The sequence below is a fragment of the Rhizobium sp. 007 genome, from assembly GCF_015353075.1.
Lineage (GTDB): Bacteria > Pseudomonadota > Alphaproteobacteria > Rhizobiales > Rhizobiaceae > Rhizobium.
The window spans coordinates 12,421-31,129 of the sequence record NZ_CP064187.1; the positions used below are offsets into that span (position 1 = coordinate 12,421).

Genomic DNA, 18,709 nt, shown 5'->3' on the forward strand with positions numbered 1-18,709 from the left:
GCCGAAAACCGTAAGGCGGTTCTCGCAAAACATCATGCATGCTTGAATGGTGTCGACCGCTTCTACGATTGGCCGCAGCCATTTGCAAATTCCCTTTTGCTACGAGGGCGAGAACGGCTATATTTTAAGGATCGTCATCAGCAGCGCAGGTCTAAGGAAGTTCATGGGGTTCAGGTCGACGTCGGTTTCGGATGCCGTTGCTGCGCTGGATGAACGCTCCAAGGAAATCTTCCGCCGGATCGTTGAAGGCTATCTTGAAAGTGGCGAGCCGCTCGGCTCGCGCAATCTCTCCCGCATTCTGCCCATGTCGCTATCGCCCGCGTCGGTGCGCAACGTGATGAGCGACCTGGAGGAGTTGGGCCTGATCTACTCGCCGCATGTCAGCGCCGGACGCCTGCCGACGCAGGGCGGCCTTCGCTTCTTCGTCGATGCCTTCATGCAGGTCGGCGACCTTTCCGCCGAGGACCGTGCGAATATCGACCGCCAGGTTCGCCCCGAAAGCCGCGACAATCCGGTTGAATCGATGATGAACGAGGCAAGCCGGATGTTGTCCGGCATTTCTCGCGGCGCAGGGCTCGTCATCACCTCAAAGAGCGATCCGGTTCTCAAACACGTCGAATTCATCCGCCTGGAGCCCACCAAGGCGTTGGCAGTGCTCGTCGGCGATCACGATCAGGTCGAAAACCGCATTATCGAATTGCCGGCAGGCGTTACGTCGTCGCAGCTGACGGAGGCCGCGAATTTCCTCAATGCCCATATGTCCGGCCAGACATTGCCGGAATTGCGCAAGCAGCTCAGCCGCTTAAAGGAGAACGTCCGCCACGAGCTCGACGCGTTGTCCCGGGATCTCGTCGAGCGCGGTATCGCGGTGTGGTCTGGCGATGCGGACGAAGGCAAACCGCCGCAGCTTATTATTCGAGGCCGATCCAATCTGCTCGAGGGCCTGGCAGGCGCGGAGGACCTCGATCGTCTCCGCATGCTCTTCGACGATCTCGAAAAGAAGGACAGCCTGATCGAGCTGCTGAACCTTGCCGAAACCGGTCCGGGCGTGCGCATCTTCATCGGTTCTGAGAACAAGCTCTTTTCGCTCTCCGGCTCCTCGCTGATTGTTGCGCCCTATCGCGACGATGACGACCGCATTGTCGGCGCCGTCGGCGTCATCGGGCCGACACGGCTCAATTATTCACGCATCGTGCCGATGGTGGATTACACCGCCCAGCTGATTTCCCGGCTTGCGCGCGGCACGCTGTAAAAAACCGGAATTTTTTCTTCTTTGTCACGCAGACTTGATTTTTTGCGGTCAAAGCTCGATATCGGGCGCATCCCAAGAGAACCCACGACCGGAGACCGTCATGACTGACGAAACGACGAAAAACGGATCTGACGCTGCCGCGGCTGAAGCCGCAGACGACGTTGCCGCAAACGTCGAGAACGAAACCACGGTGGAAGCGCCGCGCCAGCCGGATCCGCTTGAAGTGCTCAAGGCTGAAAATGCCGAGCTGCGCGACCGCTATCTGCGTCTTGCCGCCGAAATGGACAATCTGCGCCGCCGCACGGAGCGCGACGTGAAGGATGCAAAGTCCTACTCGGTCGCGGGCTTTGCGCGCGAGATGCTTGCCGTTTCGGACAATCTGCGCCGCGCGCTCGATGCCATCCCGGCAGAGGCGAAGGAAGCGGGCGAGACAGGCCTCAACACTTTGATCGAAGGTGTCGAGATGACGGAGCGCTCCATGCTCTCAGCGCTGGAGCGCCACGGCGTCCGCAAGTTGGATCCGATCGGCCAGAAGTTCGATCCGAACTTCCACCAGGCGATGTTCGAGGTTCCGAATGCCGAAGTGGCGAATAACACGGTCGTCCAGGTCGTTCAGGCAGGCTTCACGATCGGCGAGCGTGTTCTTCGTCCCGCAATGGTCGGCGTGGCCAAAGGCGGCCCGAAGGAAGCGGATGCAGACCTCAACACGGCCTTCACCGAAAAGGACGCCTGATCTTCTTCTCACGCGCCTTTCATAATCAGTCGGAATATCAGATGCGGGCGAAGCGCTCGATCAGCAGATCGAAGAAGCCGTCCGCATCCACATAGCGCATCACCTTGGCATTGCGCTTGCGCTCGGTCACATGCCACCAGTCGACCACCGTCATGCCCACGGTCAGCTCCGACTTCACCTCGATCTCGACATTGCAGTCACGGCCCTCGAAGAGCTCAGGCTTCAGTAGGTAGGCGACGACCGCCGGATCGTGCAGAGGCCCACCGTCCGAACCATACTTCTCGACATCGAAGCGCTCGAAGAATTCCAGCATTTCGACCATTGCTTTGGCCGGTGCCGTGCCGAGATCGGCCATGCGCTTGACGCGATCCTTCCGTGTCAGCAGCTGATGTGTCACGTCGAGCGGCATCATCACGATCGCTATGCCGGAACGAAAGACGATGTCGGCTGCTTCCGGATCGACATATATGTTGAATTCCGCGGCGGGCGTTATGTTGCCGCCCTCGAAGAAGCCGCCGCCCATCATCACCAGTTCACCGATGCGCGGAATGATGTCCGGCGCCTTTTGCAAGGCCATGCCGATATTGGTGAGCGGTCCCAGCGTGCAGAGCGTCACCGTGCCTTCCGGCTCGCGGCGAAGCGTCTCGATGATGAAGTCGACCGCGTGCTGTGCCTGCAGCGGCATCGTCGGCTCATCGAGCTCCGGTCCATCGAGGCCGGTCTTTCCGTGCACGTGCTCGGCCGTGACCAGCTTGCGCGCGATTGGCGCGTCGGCGCCTGCGAAAACCTTCGTGCCGGTCCGTGCGCAGAGCTCGCAGACGATGCGCGCGTTGCGGCTCGTGTAGGAGAGCGGCACATTGCCTGCGACGGTCGTGATGCCGAGCACCTCCAGCTCTTCGGGGCTGCCGAAGGCAAGCATGATGGCCGCTGCATCGTCCTGGCCGGGGTCGGTGTCGATGATGATCTTTCTGGGGTTCGCCATTGCGTTGCTCCGTCTCAAGGTGCACGTCGTCGTGGCAGGCACCATTCGTTTTTTTTCCGTCGCAGATCGGCGCAGCCGCTGCGGTCGACGATGTGATGCGAGCCGCCATGATCTTTGTCAAGCAACGGTCTCAGTCCAACCGTCTTAAATTCATGTGACCGCGATGCGCCGCATATGTCTTGCGCGAAAGGCACACACTTCCCATATTAACGGCGTCCGGATGCTACGCTTAGGTCCGGGAAGGTCGCTTGCATCAAGGACTTTGAAAGATGAGCCGCATGACACCTTTCGCCAGCCCGCTGCTTCTGGGCTTCGACGCCATGGAAAAGACGCTTGAACGCATTTCCAAGGCAAGCGACGGTTACCCACCCTACAATATCGAACGTATCGCCCCCGGCCAGGGAGCGCCTGAGCGCCTGCGCATCACGGTTGCCGTCGCCGGTTTCAGCGAAGACGAGCTGGACGTTACGACGGAAGAGAATCAATTGTTGATCCGCGGCCGCCAGGTCGAGCATGGCGAGCATGAATATCTCTATCGCGGCATTGCTGCGCGCCAGTTCCAGCGAACCTTCGTGTTGGCAGACGGCATGCAGGTTCTGGGCGCCAGCCTCAAGAACGGACTGCTTGCCGTCGATCTCGTTCGTCCGGAACCGGCGCGCATGGTGAAGAAAATTAACATTTCGGTCTCACAGTAGGACAACGGCCCATTCGGCTGTTGGTCCCTTCTCCCGGAGGTACAGGAATGTTGATGAAAGAAGCGAATTCTCACCTGACCAAGTCCGAACTTGCCGGTATCGGCAACGGCGAGGTCGCCTATATCCGCAAAATGCGCAACGACGAGGTATTGAAGTGCTTCCCCGAAGCACCGGATATCGATCCGAGCGTGGACCTTTGGGCCCTTTTCGGCGCAGACGGAACGCCGATCCTGCTCACGGACAATCGCTCCAGCACCTTCTTCAAGGCGGCTGAAGACGAATTGAAGACGGTCAGCCTGCACTAAAGATGCAGGCTTAGACCCTTTTGAATGTCAGATAGGCGGAGGACCTGCCCTCGCGCCGGGCCTTGGCCTCGTAGCGTGTGCTCGGCCAGCCTTCATAGGGCGTCAGCCAGTCGGCAGCGTTTTCCGCAAGCCAGTCGAAGCCGCCGTGATCGCGGCACTTCAGCAGCGTCCAATTCACGTAGGTATCGATGTCGGAGGCGAAGCAGAAGAGCCCGCCCGGCTTCAGCACGCGATGGAAACGGTCGAGATTGGTCTTGGAAACGAAACGCCGTTTCCAATGCTTCCGTTTCGGCCAGGGATCGGGATAGAGCAGATCGATGTGATCCAGGCAGCCGTTCGGTAACCAGTCGAGCAGCTGCGTTGCATCGTCATCATAGACGCGGATATTCTTTGCACCCTTCGTCTCGATGCTTGCCAGCAGTTTCTGCATGGAATTGATGAAGGGTTCGACACCGATGAAGCCGGTCGAGGGCATTTCCAGCGCACGGTGGATCAGATGTTCGCCGCCGCCGAAGCCGATTTCCAGGCGCAGCCGTTCAGCCGGAACCGGAAAGAGGCTTTTCAGCGGCTCTGGTGGAGCCGCCGAAAGGTCGATGAGGAATGCCGGGAGCAGCGTGTTCAGTCTTTCCGCCTGATGTTCGCGGAGAGCCTTCCCCTTGCGGCGACCGAAGAATGCCTCGGTCGCGCGCCCCCGACGCTCCATATCCGTCATGCTGCTTCCCGGAGCTTCACGGCTTCCTTCAGCGCCTTGACGAGGTCGGTGCGCTCCCATGAGAACGAACCGTCACGGCCCGCCTTCCGGCCGAAGTGGCCGTAGGCCGAGGTCTTGGCGTAGATCGGCTTGTTGAGGTCGAGGTGACGGCGGATGCCGGTCGGCGACAGATCCATGTTCTTGCGGATCGCCGCCTCGACTTGGTCTTCCGTCACGCCCTTGCCGGTGCCGTGCAGGTCGACATAGATCGACAGCGGCTGAGCAACGCCGATCGCATAGGAAAGCTGGATCGTGCAGCGGTCGGCGAGGCCTGCGGCAACGACGTTCTTCGCAAGATAGCGGGCAGCATAGGCCGCCGAGCGGTCGACCTTGGTCGTGTCCTTGCCGGAAAACGCACCGCCGCCGTGCGGAGCTGCACCGCCGTAGGTATCGACGATGATCTTGCGGCCCGTGAGACCAGCATCGCCGTCCGGACCGCCGATGACGAACTTGCCGGTCGGGTTGATGTACCAGTTGCAATCCTTGGCGATCGGCAGATCGCCTAGCGCTTCGCGGATGTAGGGCTCGACGACGGCGCGAACCTTCTTGGAATCCCAGCTCTCATCGAGATGCTGGGTCGACAAAACGATCGAGGTCACCTCGGCAGGCTTGCCGTCGATGTAGCGCACGGTCACCTGGCTCTTGGCGTCCGGACCGAGCTTGGCAACATCGCCGTCGCCCTTCTTGCGGGCTGCGGCAAGCAGCTGCAGGATCTTGTGGGAATAGTAGATCGGCGCCGGCATGAGGTCCGGCGTTTCCTTGCAGGCGTAGCCGAACATGATGCCCTGGTCACCGGCGCCTTCGTCACCTTGCTGGTCGGCGGCGTTGTCGACGCCCTGAGCGATATCGGCAGACTGCGAGTGCAGCAACACGTCGATCTTCGCCGTCTTCCAGTGGAAGCCGTCCTGCTCGTAGCCGATGTCCTTGATAGCGCGGCGGGCGGCAGCCTTGAATTTCGACGGGTTGATGACGTCCTTGCCGTCCTTGCCCTTTTTCATCAGGCTTGGCGGCAGGCGGACTTCACCGGCGATGACGACGCGGTTCGTCGTTGCCAGGGTTTCGCAGGCAATGCGCACGCCCCAGGGGTTGACGCCGGTCTTGGCCGCTTCACGATAGACCAGATCCACGATCTCGTCCGAGATGCGGTCACACACCTTGTCCGGGTGACCTTCGGCGACTGACTCACTGGTGAAAAGATAATTCGCGCGCATTTCGGGATTCCCCTCAAAGAACAAAAGCCGTTAGTTGGTACTCATTCCGCGTTCGAAAAACAAGCACAGAAGGACATAAATATATCTTTATATCTACCACGAAATGATAAATTTTGCCCTTAAAACGCAAAAAAGGTGGCCTTTCGACCACCTTTTAAAAACTGGAAGCATCAAGGGGTTCAGTCCGTGTCGGCCTCGGCGGCCAGTGCTTTGACAAGCTCCACGACCTTGCGGCGAACCTTTGGGTCGGAAATCTTCACGAACGCCCGGTTGAGCTGAAGCCCCTCCGAGGAAGAGAGGAAATCAACGACATAATTTGAGCTCGACGCTTCCGCCATGCCGGTCAATCCACCGGTGTGATCGCCGGGGGCGTCCTCGAAGAAAAAGGAAACCGGGACGTTGAGAATACTCGAGATGTTCTGCAGGCGGCTCGCACCGACGCGGTTCGTGCCCTTTTCATATTTCTGGATCTGCTGGAAGGTAATGCCGAGGCTCTCGCCCAGCTTCTCCTGGCTCATACCAAGCATTGTACGGCGAAGCCGAATGCGGCTGCCAACGTGTATGTCGATCGGGTTAGGCTTCTTCTTGTTTTCAATCATGGTCGTGCCCTAGCAAAGAATTTCAACCTGGTTAAACCGGCAGTGCCCAGACCCATCCGTAACGCCACGTTGTAAGCGGCGCAAACCCTATCATCAAGCATACGTTAACAACGCCGATCGCCACCACTATGCAATTTTAGGGGTTTTCGGTCAATTCGGCTTGAAAATAAAACCAAAGCGGGAAATCGACGCAATCAAAATCAATAACGTTTCAGTCAACCAGAAGTAAGCTTGCTGTGAAAACAAGTTCCCGGATGCGCTGCCGAATCCCTCAAGGGTTGCGTCGATGAACCCTCTCTCATTGAGGCTGAGCCCTGCAACAATCTGCCCGTGCGCATTCACGATCGCTGAGATGCCGTTGTTGGCGTCACGAATCAGCGGCAAACCGGTCTCCACGGCGCGCACCCGCGCTTGCTGGAAGTGCTGATAAGGACCGGGCGTATTGCCGAACCACGCGTCGTTGGTGATGTTCAAGATTGCACCGGCGTCGGCGATGTTGCCGGTCATCTCGTCGGCGAAGATGATCTCGTAACAGACCAGAGGATAGAGCTTCAGCCCCGTCGGCAGTTCCAGGAGATGGCGCGTTGCCGCGGCAGAGAATCCGCCCGGCATCTCAACGATATTCCGGATGCCGAAATCGTCGAGGATATTCTCGAACGGCACGTATTCGCCGAATGGAACGAGATGCACCTTGTCGGAAGCCGCGACGATCTGGCCGCGTCCATCGAACGCGTAGATCGAATTGTAGTAGCGCACCGGGTTTCCCGGCCCCATCTCTTCGGCTCGCACGGCGCCTGCAATCAGAATCTGATTGTCGTCCAGCGTATCGCCGATCCGGGTAAGAGCATCCTGGTTGTCGGTGAGGATGAAAGGGATCGAGGTCTCCGGCCAGACGATGATGTCCGGCTTCTTTCCGCCGTCCCGCGGCGCTTCGGCGGAGAGCTTCAAATGCATCTCGAAGATGGCCGAGCGGTCGGCGTTGCTGTCGAGCTTGGCCGCCTGATCGATCATCGGCTGCACGAGCCGGATCACTGGCCGTTTCTCCTGCGGCAGCGTGGGAGCTTCCGGCGCGAGATACAGCACATAACCGCCGTAGCCGACATGAGCTGCAAAAAGCAGCGCGGCCAGCCCCACACCCGCCGTCGCACCCTGCCGCGTCCCAAGAAGAGCGGGCGCAGCGAAGACGAAGACGGCAAGCGCGGTTACGCCCGTGGTGCCGACGACGTGTGCGGACTGCATCATCAGCGGCATCGGCATGATGCCATAGCCGACCGCATTCCATGGAAAACCCGTGAATGTGACGCTGCGCAACCACTCGAAGAGACCGAAGCTTGCGGCAAGTGCTGCAATGCGGCCTATCCCGTCCGACCAGAAGATGCGGGCGACAGCCGCCGCAAGGCCATAATAGATCGACAGCACCGCCGGCAGGCCGAGGATTGCCAGCGGCAGCGCCCAGGCAAACTCTTCGGAGTCAATCATCAGCGCATGGCCAAGCCACCAGAGGCCTGCGACGAAATAGCCGAAGCCGAAGAGCCACCCGATCGCGAAGGAGGGCCACAGTCGGCCGAGGACGCTTGCCTCGGGGGAGGCGGCTGCACCATCGATCAGCCAGACGAGGAGCGTGAATGAGAGGAACATCGCAGCAAAAAAACCGATCGGCGGAAGTGCCAGAACGGCAAATGCGCCGGCAAGGACAGCCAGCAATGCTCGTTTGAAACCCCAGACCAGGATGACCCTGTCCGCAAGCCGCTCCATGCGCACTCCAATCAAGCCGCGAATCAACCCGGTCCGCAGTCTTTCAAAAAAGCGGCGCCTTGTCGTGCCATGCGAAAATCAGTTCGACGTGGATTCGGCAGTCCGGTCGTCGGTTGCCTCAGCACCGGTCGCACTGTCGCCGTCCGCCTTGACACGGCGGCGGATCGCCTGACGCTTGCGGGTGATGCGCACGCGCTTGATGCGGCGCGGATCGGCCTCGAGAATGTGGAATTCGAAATCCGGCAGCGCCTGGACCACTTCGCCTCGAACCGGGATGCGGCCAAGCGCGGAGAAGATGAGACCGCCTAGCGTATCGACCTCGTCCACCTGCTCGCTGATGTCGAAATCCGGGCCGATCGCCTCTGCAATCTCTTCCAGTTCGACGCGGGCATCCGCCACAAAGACGTCTTCGGAAATGCGCTTGAACATGACTTCTTCGTCGTCATGCTCGTCGTCGATGTCGCCGACGACCATCTCGACGATGTCCTCGTGTGAAGCAAGGCCGTCGGTGCCGCCATATTCATCGATGACGAGCGCCATCTGCGTGCGGTTCACCTGCATGCGGCGAAGCAGATCGGATGCCAGCATCGATGGCGGCACGAAGAGGATCTTACGGATGATGCCGGCCTCGGCGAGCGTCTTTTGCAGGTCGACCCGGGCGAGATCGAAATTCGGCTTTGCCGAGCGCACCGGCTTTTGAATGTTCTCTGTAGCGATCTCGACAAGCGGCTTGGCAGTCTTGGAACCTGTCCGGCGCTTGTTGCGTGCCTGCTTTGCGACATAGGAAAGCAGGTCGCGGATGTGCACCATGCCGCGCGGATCGTCGAGCGTATCGGCATATACGGGCATGCGCGAGCGCCCGGATTCCTCGAAGAGGATCATCAATTCGCCGATGGTGATGTTCTGGTCGACCGCCTCGATATCGGCGCGCGGGACCATGACGTCGGCGACACGCACTTCGCGGAAACGCAGGATGTTGTGGAGCATCGCCCGCTCGTCGGGCGAAAAGGCATCGTCGCCAGTATCGTTCGTCATAAGCGCGTCGGCGAGATCTTCGCGGATGCGCGAACCTTGCTGGGGGCGGAGAATGCGGGCGGCACGCGCCCAGAATGATCGTCCTGAATGCCTGCTACTACTGCCCGCCTCATCTGAGGAGGAGGATTGATCGGCGTCCTTGGTTTCCGCCGCCGGTTTCGTTGTAAAGTCGCTCATGGTTCCATTTTAAGGTCTTGACCCTCGTATGGGTCAGATAGGCCGAGTACTGCCAAAATGCGAGTCTCCAACCCCTCCATAATTTCGGCTTCGTCGTTATTCATATGGTCGTAGCCGAAGAGATGCAAGAAACCATGCACCATCAGATGCGATAGATGGTCCTCGAACGATTTTTCGAGCTCCCGCGCTTCCCGTTCGACGGTCTCCCTGGCGATGATGATATCACCAAGCATCGGACCTGGCATCTCTCCCGGCGTAATCGGAAAGGCAGGGAAGGAAAGGACATTGGTAGCCTTGTCTTTCTTGCGCCATTCGGCGTTGATGGCGCGGATGGCCTCGTCATCCGTGAAGACAAGCGAAAGCTCCGTCGCCGTCTTGGGAAACCTCTGTCTCTCATCTTTTTCGAGAACCTTCGCTGCCGCTTCCAGCACGCGTTCGGCCAAAGCCTGAAGTTCATTCTCCGAGGGCCAGTCGCCCTCCTCGATGCTGACCTGGATATCGATTTCGGCCATCAGACCTGCGGTCCGGCGTCTTCCGGCCGCGTCGTATAGGTGGCGTCATAGGCCCTTACGATCCGTCCGACCAGCGGATGGCGCACGACATCGACATCCTTGAAGCGGATCGTCGAGATTCCTTCCACGCCGTCGAGCAGATGCAGTGCTTCGACAAGTCCGGACTTCACGCCGCGCGGCAAATCGATCTGGCTCGGATCGCCCGTGATGATCATGCGCGAATTCTCGCCGAGACGCGTAAGAAACATCTTCATCTGCATCGAGGTCGTGTTCTGTGCCTCGTCGAGGATGATGGCCGCGTTCGAGAGGGTGCGTCCGCGCATGAAGGCGAGCGGCGCGATCTCAATGACGCCGGCCGTGATCGCGCGCTCGACCTTGTCTCCGGGGATCATGTCGTAGAGCGCATCATAGAGCGGCCGGAGATAGGGATCGACTTTCTCCTTCATGTCGCCCGGCAGGAAGCCGAGGCGCTCGCCGGCTTCGACGGCTGGCCGCGAAAGGATGATCTTCTCGACGGCGCCGCGTTCCAGCATCTGGGCCGCATGCGCGACGGCGAGATAGGTCTTGCCCGTGCCGGCTGGGCCGACGCCGAAGACCAGTTCGGCGCGCTCCATGGCGCGTATATAGGCATCCTGCGTCGGCGTGCGCGCAACGATCGTCTTCTTGCGTGTCGAAATCTGCGCCATGGTCAGCTTGGCTTTTTTCTCCATGGTCGGCAGGCTCAACTGATCGTCGGCGGCAACCGCCATGCGGATAGCGCCTTCCACGTCGGATCGTTCCACGCTGCCGCCTTTCTGGAGCTTTTCATAGAGGTAGTCCAGCGTGCGCCGGGCTTGGTTGGTGGCGACGACGTCACCGGTGATAATGACGGAATTGCCGCGCGCACGCGCATCGATATGCAGCCGCTCTTCGAGAAGCTTCAGGTTCTGATCGAATTGACCAAATAGCTCGCTGGCGAACCGGTTGTTCTCGAACGTCAGGACGAAGTGATTGGCGTCGCTCGCAATGCGTGGGTGGCGCGGTGAAGAAGAAACCAATTCTTGTCCGTTCAAGCGGTCGAGCTCCCTAGGTTAAACCCCAGCCTCTGCAAACTCGGCAAACAGGCTGTTCGTTCCGGTTCCGGTGATTCGCACTTTGATAATGTCACCGATTTGCGATGCTTTTGCATCAACATTCACCGACTGAAGCCAGGGAGAACGGCCGATAAGCTGTCCTGGCATGCGGCCGGGCTTTTCAAGCAGCAAATCGATCTCCTTGCCGATGCAGGATACGTTGAATCCCTGCGTCTGCTTGAGGAGAAGCGCCTGCAGGCGCTCGAGCCGTTCTGCCTTGATCTCTTCCGGCACCTGGTCCTTCAGTTCCGCCCCGGGCGTACCCGGCCGCGTCGAATATTTGAAGGAGAAAGCCTGCGCATAGCCAACCTCCTCCACCAGACGCAGTGTAGCTTCAAAATCCTTGTCTGTCTCCCCAGGAAAACCAACGATGAAATCGCCCGAAAGCGCAATATCGGGGCGGGCTGCGCGGATGCGCTCGATCAGCGTCATATATTCGGCTGCCGTATGGCGCCGGTTCATGGCTTTCAGGATGCGGTCCGAGCCCGCCTGCACCGGCAGGTGCAAGTAGGGCATCAGCGCCCGCAGGTCGCGATGCGCCTCGATCAGGCGGTCGTCCATGTCGCGCGGATGGCTGGTGGTGTAGCGAAGCCGCGCAAGCCCTGGAATTTCAGCAAGGCGATAGAGTAGATCGCCAAGGCTCCATTCTTCGCCATTGGCCCCGGCGCCGTGCCAGGCGTTGACGTTCTGGCCGAGCAATGTGATCTCGCGCACTCCGCCTTCGACGAGTTTTTGCGCCTCTTCGACAATCTGGCTGACGGGCCGGGAGATCTCCGAACCACGCGTGTAAGGCACGACGCAGAAGGTACAGAACTTGTCGCAGCCTTCCTGCACCGTCAGGAACGAGGTCACGCCGCGCGAGCGGATCTTCTTGCTTTCGGCAATCGGCAGATGCTCGAATTTATCTTCCAGTGCATATTCCGTATCGACGACGCGATGGCCCTGCTTGGCGCGCCGCAGCGCGTCCGGCAGGCGGTGATAGGTCTGCGGGCCGATGACCACATCGACGGCAGGCGCGCGGCGGAGGATTTCTTCGCCTTCGGCCTGGGCAACGCAGCCGGTCACGCCGATCATCATCTCGCGCCCGTCGGCGGCTTTCTTCTTTTTCATCTCGCGCAAACGACCGAGCGCCGAATAAACCTTTTCGGCCGCCTTTTCGCGGATATGGCAGGTATTCAGCAGAACGAGATCAGCCTCATCCATGTTCTCCGTTTGCTCGTAACCGTCGCGGGCGAGTGCATCGCTCATGCGCGTCGAGTCGTAGACGTTCATCTGGCAGCCATAGGTCTTGATGAAAACCTTGCGGCTGTTGCTGCCATCGCGAAGGTCCTGGCTGGGGATGGTCTCCGGGGCCGGAAGAAGGGCGCTGTCTTGGGTCATGGCGGCTATTTAGTGGTTTTTTGCCATCTAGAAAATCGAAATCTTCCCTCAAGAGATGTCGCGGCCGCGCAGGCGGCTGTGGAGCATTGTACGGATACGCCGTGCGATGGTGGCGCTGACATCCTTCCGGTTCGAATCGGAACGGTATTCGACCGCCTCGCCGAAGGAGACTTCGGCATCGAGCGCCGCGCATTTCACGACGTCAATCAGGTGCGGTACGAGTTCCACGTCGCCTGGCCAGCCGGCCAGCGGGCGGTGATAGCGGCCCATCGCAACGCCGTGCGCCTTTGTATAGGCAATCGCTACCGGCTGCACGAGGACGGAACCGTTCGGCGAGTGCGGCACAGCCATGGCGGCCGCTCCGAAGAGCGAGGATTTGACTTCCAAAAGGCGATTGCCATCCGAGGTCGTGCCTTCGGGAAAGAGCACGATGATCTCGCCGTCCGCCATGCGGGCTGCGATCTCGCTTGCCTGATTGCCAGTCTTTCGCTTCTCTTCACGGACGATGAAGACGCTTTTCTGCAGCCGGGCAAGCATGCCGAAGATGGGCCAGTCGCGCACTTCCATCTTGGCGATGAAGGCGACATCGGCGAGCGAGGACATGACCATGATATCCATCCACGATGCATGATTAACGCATAGCATCAGCGGTCGGCGCCCCTCAAGCTTGCCGTGGACCTTTACGCGAATGCCGAGGGCGTGGCAGGCAGCGCGGTGCCATAGGCGCGGAAGAATGCGGCGAAGCTTCCAGTCGAAATGGAGGCCGAGAAGCTGGAGGGGCATCAGCAGCGTGCTGGCGGCAGCGACGACGACCGCGGCATAGGCGATGCGCAGCCAGACGATCAACGCGAACTCCTTGCGGCTGCGGTCATCGGCTCAGCGTTCGTCTTTCTTCAGCGGAATGCCGTAAAGCTCCAGCCGATGATCTACAAGCTGGAAGCCATGCTCACGGGCAATGCGCTCCTGCAGCGCTTCAATCTCCGGCGAGCGGAATTCGATGACCACGCCGTTCTTCAGGTCTATCAGGTGGTCGTGATGTTCTTCCGGCACCGTTTCATAGCGCGAACGGCCGTCGCGGAAATCATGGCGGGCGATGATGCCGGCATCCTCAAAAAGCTTGACGGTCCGATAGACGGTGGAAATCGAAATCTTCGCGTCGACCTTCGCGGAACGGCGATAAAGCTCCTCGACATCCGGGTGATCTGCCGACTCTTCCAGGATGCGGGCGATCACGCGGCGCTGTTCGGTCATTCGCATGCCGCGCTCGGTGCAAAGCTCCTCAAGGGTCTTGGCTGCGTCGCTCATTGGCGGCCTTCATTCCAGATTCCAATTCTCAACGGAACTAGCGAAGAACGCGCTTCATGACAAGCGCCGTGGAAACGGCGCCGTTTTCGTCCTTGTAGTATCCGCGGCGCTCGCCGATTTTCTCGAAGCCGAGCTTGTGGTAGAGGCCGAGGGCGGCGGCATTGCCGTCGTCGACTTCCAGGAACATGCTCTCACCCCCGCGCAGCTTGGCTTCACGCATTGCTGCCTGCATGAGCCGCCAGCCGAGGCCGGCACGGGCAACCTTCGCCTGTACGGCGATCGACAGGATTTCCGCTTCGCCTGCGACCTGGCGCGCAAGCACGAAGCCCGGCAGCGGTTTTTTCAGGAAAGCGTTGGTCTGGTGCGCCACGAAGCCGAAGACATTGTCCTGGCTGAGCAGGCTGTGGAATTCGCCGTCACCCCAGGGGCGGGCAAATCGTTCGCCATGCAGCGCAGCGACCGCGCGGCAATCGTCACTGCCCATTGCGATGATCTCGAATTCGGGCTTCAGAGTGAGATAGGATTCCAGCATGGTCACACTCGCGCGATCGCGAACCCGGCCTGCGGTTTGGCGTCGGGTCCGCGCAGATAAAGAGGCTTCGGCTTTCCTGAACCGGGATCGGCGGCTGCACCAAGGCGTGCCACGATGGAAATCGGAAACTTATTGGCGTGTTCGCCCGTCGCGTCCGGCTTCAGCAGCGGCGCGGCGGAGCCTGTGATCTCGCCGACAAAGGCCGCCGCAATAGTTTTCGCCTCCTCGATCGTCACTGCGCGAGGTTCATCGAGCGCCGGGCCGTCGGCGGAAAAACTCTGGAGATAGATTTCGCCGCGCTTGGCGTCCATGGCGGCAAGAACGGGGCGGCCGGGTGTCTTTTCGCGCTGGGCGGCGGCCATAGTCTCCAGCGTCGTGATGCCGACAGTGGGGATGTTGAGCGCAAGGCCGAAGCCACGAGCTGCGGCGACACCGACGCGGATGCCGGTAAAGGAGCCAGGACCGATCGTGACGGCAATGCGTTCGACCATCGCGAGTTTCATATCCGCCTGTTTGAGCACGCGGTCGACGATTCCCATCAAATGCTCTGCATGGCCCTTACCGATCAGGTCGGATGCCTCCCCCAGCACCGTATCCCTGCCGCTGTCGTAGAGAGCGGCAGCGCAATCTACACCAGCCGTGTCGAGCGCCAGAACAATCATGCCATCAATTTCCGAATAAAAGCCTACCACAAATTCAGCCGGTGCAATGCTGAGCCGGCCGAATTTTGGACAAATCGTCAGGCGGCGATGACTTCCTGCACTTCGGGAACGAAGTGACGAAGCAGGTTCTGGACGCCATGCGTCAGTGTTGCCGTGGACGAGGGGCAGCCGGAGCAGGAGCCCTTCATGTTGAGGTAGACCTTGCCATCCTTGAAGCCGCGGAACGTGATGTCGCCGCCATCTTGGGCAACCGCCGGGCGAACGCGGGTTTCAAGTAGCTCCTTGATGGTGAGCACGATGGTCTCGTCGGCCTCATCGAAGAATTCACCGCCGGCATCGAGCTCTTCCGAAAGCACGGAGGCATCACCCATGACCGGCTTTCCGGACATGAAGTGTTCCATGATGGAGCCAAGGATGGCGGGCTTCAGGTGCTGCCACTCCTGGTTCTCCTTGGAGACGGAAATGAAGTCATAGCCGAAATAGACACCGGTTACGCCCGGGATTTCAAAAAGGCGCGCAGCAAGCGGCGACGCCTGGGCTTCCTCGGCGCTGCGGAACTCGGCGGTGCCGGTCTCCATCACCACCTTGCCCGGCAGGAACTTCTGTGTGGCCGGATTCGGTGTGGCTTCGGTCTGAATGAACATTTCGCTCTCCATGCGGGCCAGGTCGTCGCTCAGGCCGTCTTTAGAATTCTTCAAAAGAAAATAAGCCGATTGGCGGCGCTAATCAAGAGACAAAGACTCCAGAAATAGCCGCATTCTGCATCACGCCTTAGGCCAGCGCATCCAGTTCTTCGTTCGTCAGCGTGTCAGGCAGCACGGTGACGGGGATCGGGAAAGCCGCGGCTTTTCCTACAACGGACGACACCAGCGGTCCCGGGCCCTCCTTGGCGGAGCTTGCGGCCAGCACCAGGATCGCGATGTCGCGGTCTTCTTCGATCACCGCATTGATTTCCTCGACCGCACTTCCCTCGCGGATGACGACTTCCGGCTCGATGCCGATCGTTTCGCGAACCACCTGTGCCGATTTGGCGACGATGGCCTCGGCCTCCTCACGGGCTTCGGCCCGCATGATCTCCTCGACGCCCAGCCATTGCTGAAAATCGCCTTCGGGAATCACGTAGACAAGCACCAGCCCGCCATTGGAATTCTTGGCGCGCCGGCCGGCATAATGCACAGCGCTCTGACATTCAGGTGTGCCATCGATCACCGCCATGAATTTGCGGCGATGCCCTTCGAGCCGTGAGAGTCGCTTTGATACCATGGCGCGGACTCTGACACCCTAACCGGGAAATTTGCAAGCCCCCGTCATCGCACGGGAGCTCGCCGTCAGAGGCATGCCTAGTAGAGGAATCCGATGATGTCACGGACATCCTTCATGGTCGCTTCGGCGCGCGCCCGGGCACGCTCGCCGCCGTTGCGGAGGATTGCGTCGATATGGCTCGTATCGTCCATCAGACGGCGCATTTCGCCGGTGATCGGCGAGAGTACCTGAACGGCGAGATCGACCAGCGCCGGCTTGAAGACGGAAAACTGCTGGCCGCCGAATTCGGCAAGCACCTCAGTCTTCGTCTTGTCGGCAAGGGCCGCATAGATGCCGACGAGATTGTCGGCTTCGGGGCGGCCCTTCAGGCCCTCGACCTCGCTCGGCAAGCCGTCCGGATCGGTCTTCGCCTTGCGGATCTTCTTCGAGATGGCTTCCTCGTCGTCCAGCAGATTGATGCGCGAGAGATCGGACGGATCGGATTTCGACATCTTCTTCGTGCCGTCGCGTAGCGACATCACGCGCGGAGCAGGGCCTTCGATCAACGGTTCGACCATCGGAAAATAGGCGTGCACCGGCTCGTCGCCGACGGCAATGTCGATGCCGCGGCCGGCACGGCGAATGTGGTCCTGATAATCAAGGTTGAACTTCATCGCGATATCGCGGGCGAGTTCAAGATGCTGTTTCTGGTCGTCACCGACCGGAACATGCGTGCCGCGATAGACGAGGATGTCGGCCGCCATCAGGCTCGGATAGGCAAGCAGGCCGAGGGAAGCATTTTCGCGGTCCTTGCCGGCCTTGTCCTTGAACTGCGTCATGCGGTTCATCCAGCCGATGCGGGCGACGCAATTGAAGATCCAGGCGAGCTCGGCATGCTGCGGCACGGCAGACTGGTTGAAGACGATATGCTTTTCCGGATCGATGCCCGAGGCGATGAAGGCTGCGGCGATTGAGCGGATCTGGCCCGGCAGGTCGTCGTGCACGAGCTGCGCTGTGAGGGAGTGCAGGTCGACGACGCAATAGATGCAGTCGTTGCCTTCCTGCAGCGCCACGAACTTGCGGATCGCGCCGAGATAGTTGCCGAGATGGAGATTGCCGGTTGGCTGAACGCCAGAAAATACGAGCTTTTTGAATTCGGTCACGTAGTCCTCGATTAGGCTGGTGGAGGGCCCCAGGGCACAGTCGCCCATGTTGCTAACGCGGCGGCTTATGCACGCGCTCCGTGCTGCAATCAAGGGGCGGTCGGTGCGGCATGCCGGATCAGGTCGAAAGTATTGCCGTAAGGATCCGAAAATACGGCCACGGTGCCGTAAATCTCATGCCGGGGCTGTTCCAAAAAGCGCACGCCCCTGGCCAGCATGGCGGCATGATCTCGCGCAAAATCATCGGTCTTCAAAAAGAACCCGACGCGACCGCCGGTTTGGTTTCCGATCGCCGCTTTCTGTGTCTCGTTGACTGCTTTGGCAAGGAGGAACGCCGCTCCATCCCCTCCCTTCGGTTTGACCACCAGCCAGCGCTTGCCTTCCGGCTGCACTTCGTCCTGCAGGCAGTCGAAGCCAAGCGCTCCGCAATAGAAGGCTTTTGCACGATCATAATCGTCGACGACGAGAGTGACCAGGAAGAGGGATTGGGACATCTGCAAGCCTCCAGTTGCCGGGGTTTCTTAATCTGTCGCGGCGTCGTGGGCAGGTGCAAGCGCCGTCCGAAAGGATTGGCATCTTTTTATTGCCCCATTCTCAAGCGTTTAAAGGCCGCTATTTCGCATTATGGATGCGTTCTTAAGTTTCACAGCCCTTCTAATACATGTTTTGTTGCAAGGCCTTGTTTTTCATCGAAAGGTAGAGAGTATTTTATACTCAATTTGAGTTATACCTTTTATATAGAATCCAGCAATATGAGGATACTTCACTTTTCACGTAAGTATAAAATTTCACAAATTGGCCATTTTTTGAATGAACGTTCTCGGCGCCAATCCGAGCCGGGCGGAGACCCGCCGCGCTCTACCTGGAGGGGACGTCATGCATACGATTTTATCACTCGTTCTTGCTGGCTTGTTCGCTTTGTCCTGTTACGCCGAAGCAGGCGCACAGAACGCTAAAAAACCCCCAGTAAGACTCCTTAAACACACCACGTCACAGCCCTATACGGTTCAGACCGTCAGCGTCAAAGTCGGCTGCTTCCCGCCGAAACTCAGAGCCATTCTCGCGCATATCGCCGCCAAGACCGGCCGAAGACCGATGGTCACGTCCGGTCTCCGGCATTCCGGACGTGCGCATTCTCAGCATCGCCATTGCAACGCAGCCGACATCCGCGTGCCGGGCTTATCGGAACGGACGATCGTCGCGGCAGCGCAGACGGCGCCGGGTATCGGCGGTATCGGGCGCTACTGCAACGGCATCGTCCACGTCGATATCGGGCCGAAGCGGCGCTGGCGCCATTGCTGATAAC

22 protein-coding genes are annotated in these 18,709 nt (G+C 59.7%); 5 read left to right on the forward strand and 17 right to left on the reverse strand.

The features are described from left to right. The first annotated feature begins 163 nt into the window (after positions 1-163). Positions 164-1,252, forward strand: a complete 1,089-nt coding sequence (gene hrcA, locus ISN39_RS00060) for a heat-inducible transcriptional repressor HrcA (protein WP_028739409.1) — start codon at positions 164-166, stop codon at positions 1,250-1,252. A 100-nt stretch (positions 1,253-1,352) separates the two neighbouring features. Beyond that, positions 1,353-1,985, forward strand: a complete 633-nt coding sequence (gene grpE / locus ISN39_RS00065) for a nucleotide exchange factor GrpE (RefSeq protein ID WP_194728756.1) — start codon at positions 1,353-1,355, stop codon at positions 1,983-1,985. 37 nt (positions 1,986-2,022) lie between these two features. Here the strand turns inward: grpE and ISN39_RS00070 are convergent, their stop codons facing one another. Continuing rightward, positions 2,023-2,967: a nucleoside hydrolase gene (locus ISN39_RS00070; protein WP_194728757.1), complete on the reverse strand. Its 945-nt coding sequence runs from the start codon at positions 2,965-2,967 to the stop codon at positions 2,023-2,025. A gap of 269 nt (positions 2,968-3,236) precedes the next feature. Here ISN39_RS00070 and ISN39_RS00075 point away from each other — a divergent pair, with 269 nt between their 5' ends. Both ISN39_RS00075 and ISN39_RS00080 read left to right on the forward strand, forming a co-directional pair. Continuing rightward, the gene (locus ISN39_RS00075; RefSeq protein WP_022713463.1) at positions 3,237-3,662 is read left to right on the forward strand and encodes an Hsp20 family protein; all 426 of its coding nucleotides are present in this window, start codon (positions 3,237-3,239) and stop codon (positions 3,660-3,662) included. A gap of 47 nt (positions 3,663-3,709) precedes the next feature. Then, complete coding sequence (locus ISN39_RS00080; protein WP_074066418.1) at positions 3,710-3,967, forward strand: DUF1150 family protein; 258 nt, start codon at positions 3,710-3,712, stop codon at positions 3,965-3,967. Between the two features lie 10 nt (positions 3,968-3,977). Here the strand turns inward: ISN39_RS00080 and ISN39_RS00085 are convergent, their stop codons facing one another. From ISN39_RS00085 to ISN39_RS00160, 16 genes are all read right to left on the reverse strand, one after another. Continuing rightward, positions 3,978-4,679 (reverse strand): tRNA (guanosine(46)-N(7))-methyltransferase TrmB, encoded by a 702-nt coding sequence (locus ISN39_RS00085; protein WP_194728758.1) that lies wholly within the window; start codon positions 4,677-4,679, stop codon positions 3,978-3,980. Further along, entirely contained in the window at positions 4,676-5,929 is a 1,254-nt protein-coding gene (gene metK / locus ISN39_RS00090; protein WP_194728759.1) for a methionine adenosyltransferase, read from the reverse strand. Before metK ends, ISN39_RS00085 begins: the two co-directional genes overlap by 4 nt. Before the next feature lie 179 nt (positions 5,930-6,108). Continuing rightward, a complete protein-coding gene (locus ISN39_RS00095; RefSeq protein ID WP_022713467.1) occupies positions 6,109-6,528 on the reverse strand; it encodes a helix-turn-helix domain-containing protein in 420 nt (139 codons plus the stop codon). 150 nt (positions 6,529-6,678) lie between these two features. Then, positions 6,679-8,283, reverse strand: a complete 1,605-nt coding sequence (lnt, locus tag ISN39_RS00100) for an apolipoprotein N-acyltransferase (protein WP_194728760.1) — start codon at positions 8,281-8,283, stop codon at positions 6,679-6,681. Positions 8,284-8,361: 78 nt separating this feature from the next. Next, positions 8,362-9,495, reverse strand: coding sequence for a hemolysin family protein (locus tag ISN39_RS00105; protein ID WP_074066422.1), 1,134 nt, complete (start codon positions 9,493-9,495; stop codon positions 8,362-8,364). Beyond that, positions 9,492-10,007: an rRNA maturation RNase YbeY gene (gene ybeY / locus ISN39_RS00110; protein WP_194728761.1), complete on the reverse strand. Its 516-nt coding sequence runs from the start codon at positions 10,005-10,007 to the stop codon at positions 9,492-9,494. Before ybeY ends, ISN39_RS00105 begins: the two co-directional genes overlap by 4 nt. Further along, entirely contained in the window at positions 10,007-11,059 is a 1,053-nt protein-coding gene (locus ISN39_RS00115) for a PhoH family protein (protein WP_194728762.1), read from the reverse strand. Before ISN39_RS00115 ends, ybeY begins: the two co-directional genes overlap by 1 nt. A gap of 18 nt (positions 11,060-11,077) precedes the next feature. Then, positions 11,078-12,499 carry a tRNA (N6-isopentenyl adenosine(37)-C2)-methylthiotransferase MiaB gene (gene miaB / locus ISN39_RS00120; protein WP_194728763.1) on the reverse strand — a complete coding sequence of 474 codons (1,422 nt, stop codon included), beginning with the start codon at positions 12,497-12,499 and terminating at the stop codon, positions 11,078-11,080. A 48-nt stretch (positions 12,500-12,547) separates the two neighbouring features. Continuing rightward, positions 12,548-13,345: a lysophospholipid acyltransferase family protein gene (locus tag ISN39_RS00125; protein ID WP_194728764.1), complete on the reverse strand. Its 798-nt coding sequence runs from the start codon at positions 13,343-13,345 to the stop codon at positions 12,548-12,550. 30 nt (positions 13,346-13,375) lie between these two features. Continuing rightward, positions 13,376-13,804: a Fur family transcriptional regulator gene (locus ISN39_RS00130; RefSeq protein ID WP_074066426.1), complete on the reverse strand. Its 429-nt coding sequence runs from the start codon at positions 13,802-13,804 to the stop codon at positions 13,376-13,378. A 37-nt stretch (positions 13,805-13,841) separates the two neighbouring features. After that, entirely contained in the window at positions 13,842-14,336 is a 495-nt protein-coding gene (locus ISN39_RS00135; RefSeq protein ID WP_194728765.1) for an N-acetyltransferase, read from the reverse strand. A 2-nt stretch (positions 14,337-14,338) separates the two neighbouring features. Beyond that, positions 14,339-14,998, reverse strand: a complete 660-nt coding sequence (gene tsaB, locus ISN39_RS00140) for a tRNA (adenosine(37)-N6)-threonylcarbamoyltransferase complex dimerization subunit type 1 TsaB (protein ID WP_194728766.1) — start codon at positions 14,996-14,998, stop codon at positions 14,339-14,341. Positions 14,999-15,075: 77 nt separating this feature from the next. After that, positions 15,076-15,642: a NifU family protein gene (locus tag ISN39_RS00145; protein WP_194728767.1), complete on the reverse strand. Its 567-nt coding sequence runs from the start codon at positions 15,640-15,642 to the stop codon at positions 15,076-15,078. Between the two features lie 127 nt (positions 15,643-15,769). Continuing rightward, positions 15,770-16,261, reverse strand: coding sequence for a universal stress protein (locus ISN39_RS00150; protein WP_092583852.1), 492 nt, complete (start codon positions 16,259-16,261; stop codon positions 15,770-15,772). Positions 16,262-16,338: 77 nt separating this feature from the next. Further along, the gene (trpS, locus tag ISN39_RS00155; protein WP_074070138.1) at positions 16,339-17,403 is read right to left on the reverse strand and encodes a tryptophan--tRNA ligase; all 1,065 of its coding nucleotides are present in this window, start codon (positions 17,401-17,403) and stop codon (positions 16,339-16,341) included. An 89-nt stretch (positions 17,404-17,492) separates the two neighbouring features. After that, positions 17,493-17,897, reverse strand: a complete 405-nt coding sequence (locus tag ISN39_RS00160; protein ID WP_074066429.1) for a VOC family protein — start codon at positions 17,895-17,897, stop codon at positions 17,493-17,495. A gap of 382 nt (positions 17,898-18,279) precedes the next feature. Here ISN39_RS00160 and ISN39_RS00165 point away from each other — a divergent pair, with 382 nt between their 5' ends. Then, the gene (locus ISN39_RS00165) at positions 18,280-18,705 is read left to right on the forward strand and encodes a D-Ala-D-Ala carboxypeptidase family metallohydrolase (RefSeq protein WP_074066430.1); all 426 of its coding nucleotides are present in this window, start codon (positions 18,280-18,282) and stop codon (positions 18,703-18,705) included. Positions 18,706-18,709 lie beyond the last annotated feature (4 nt).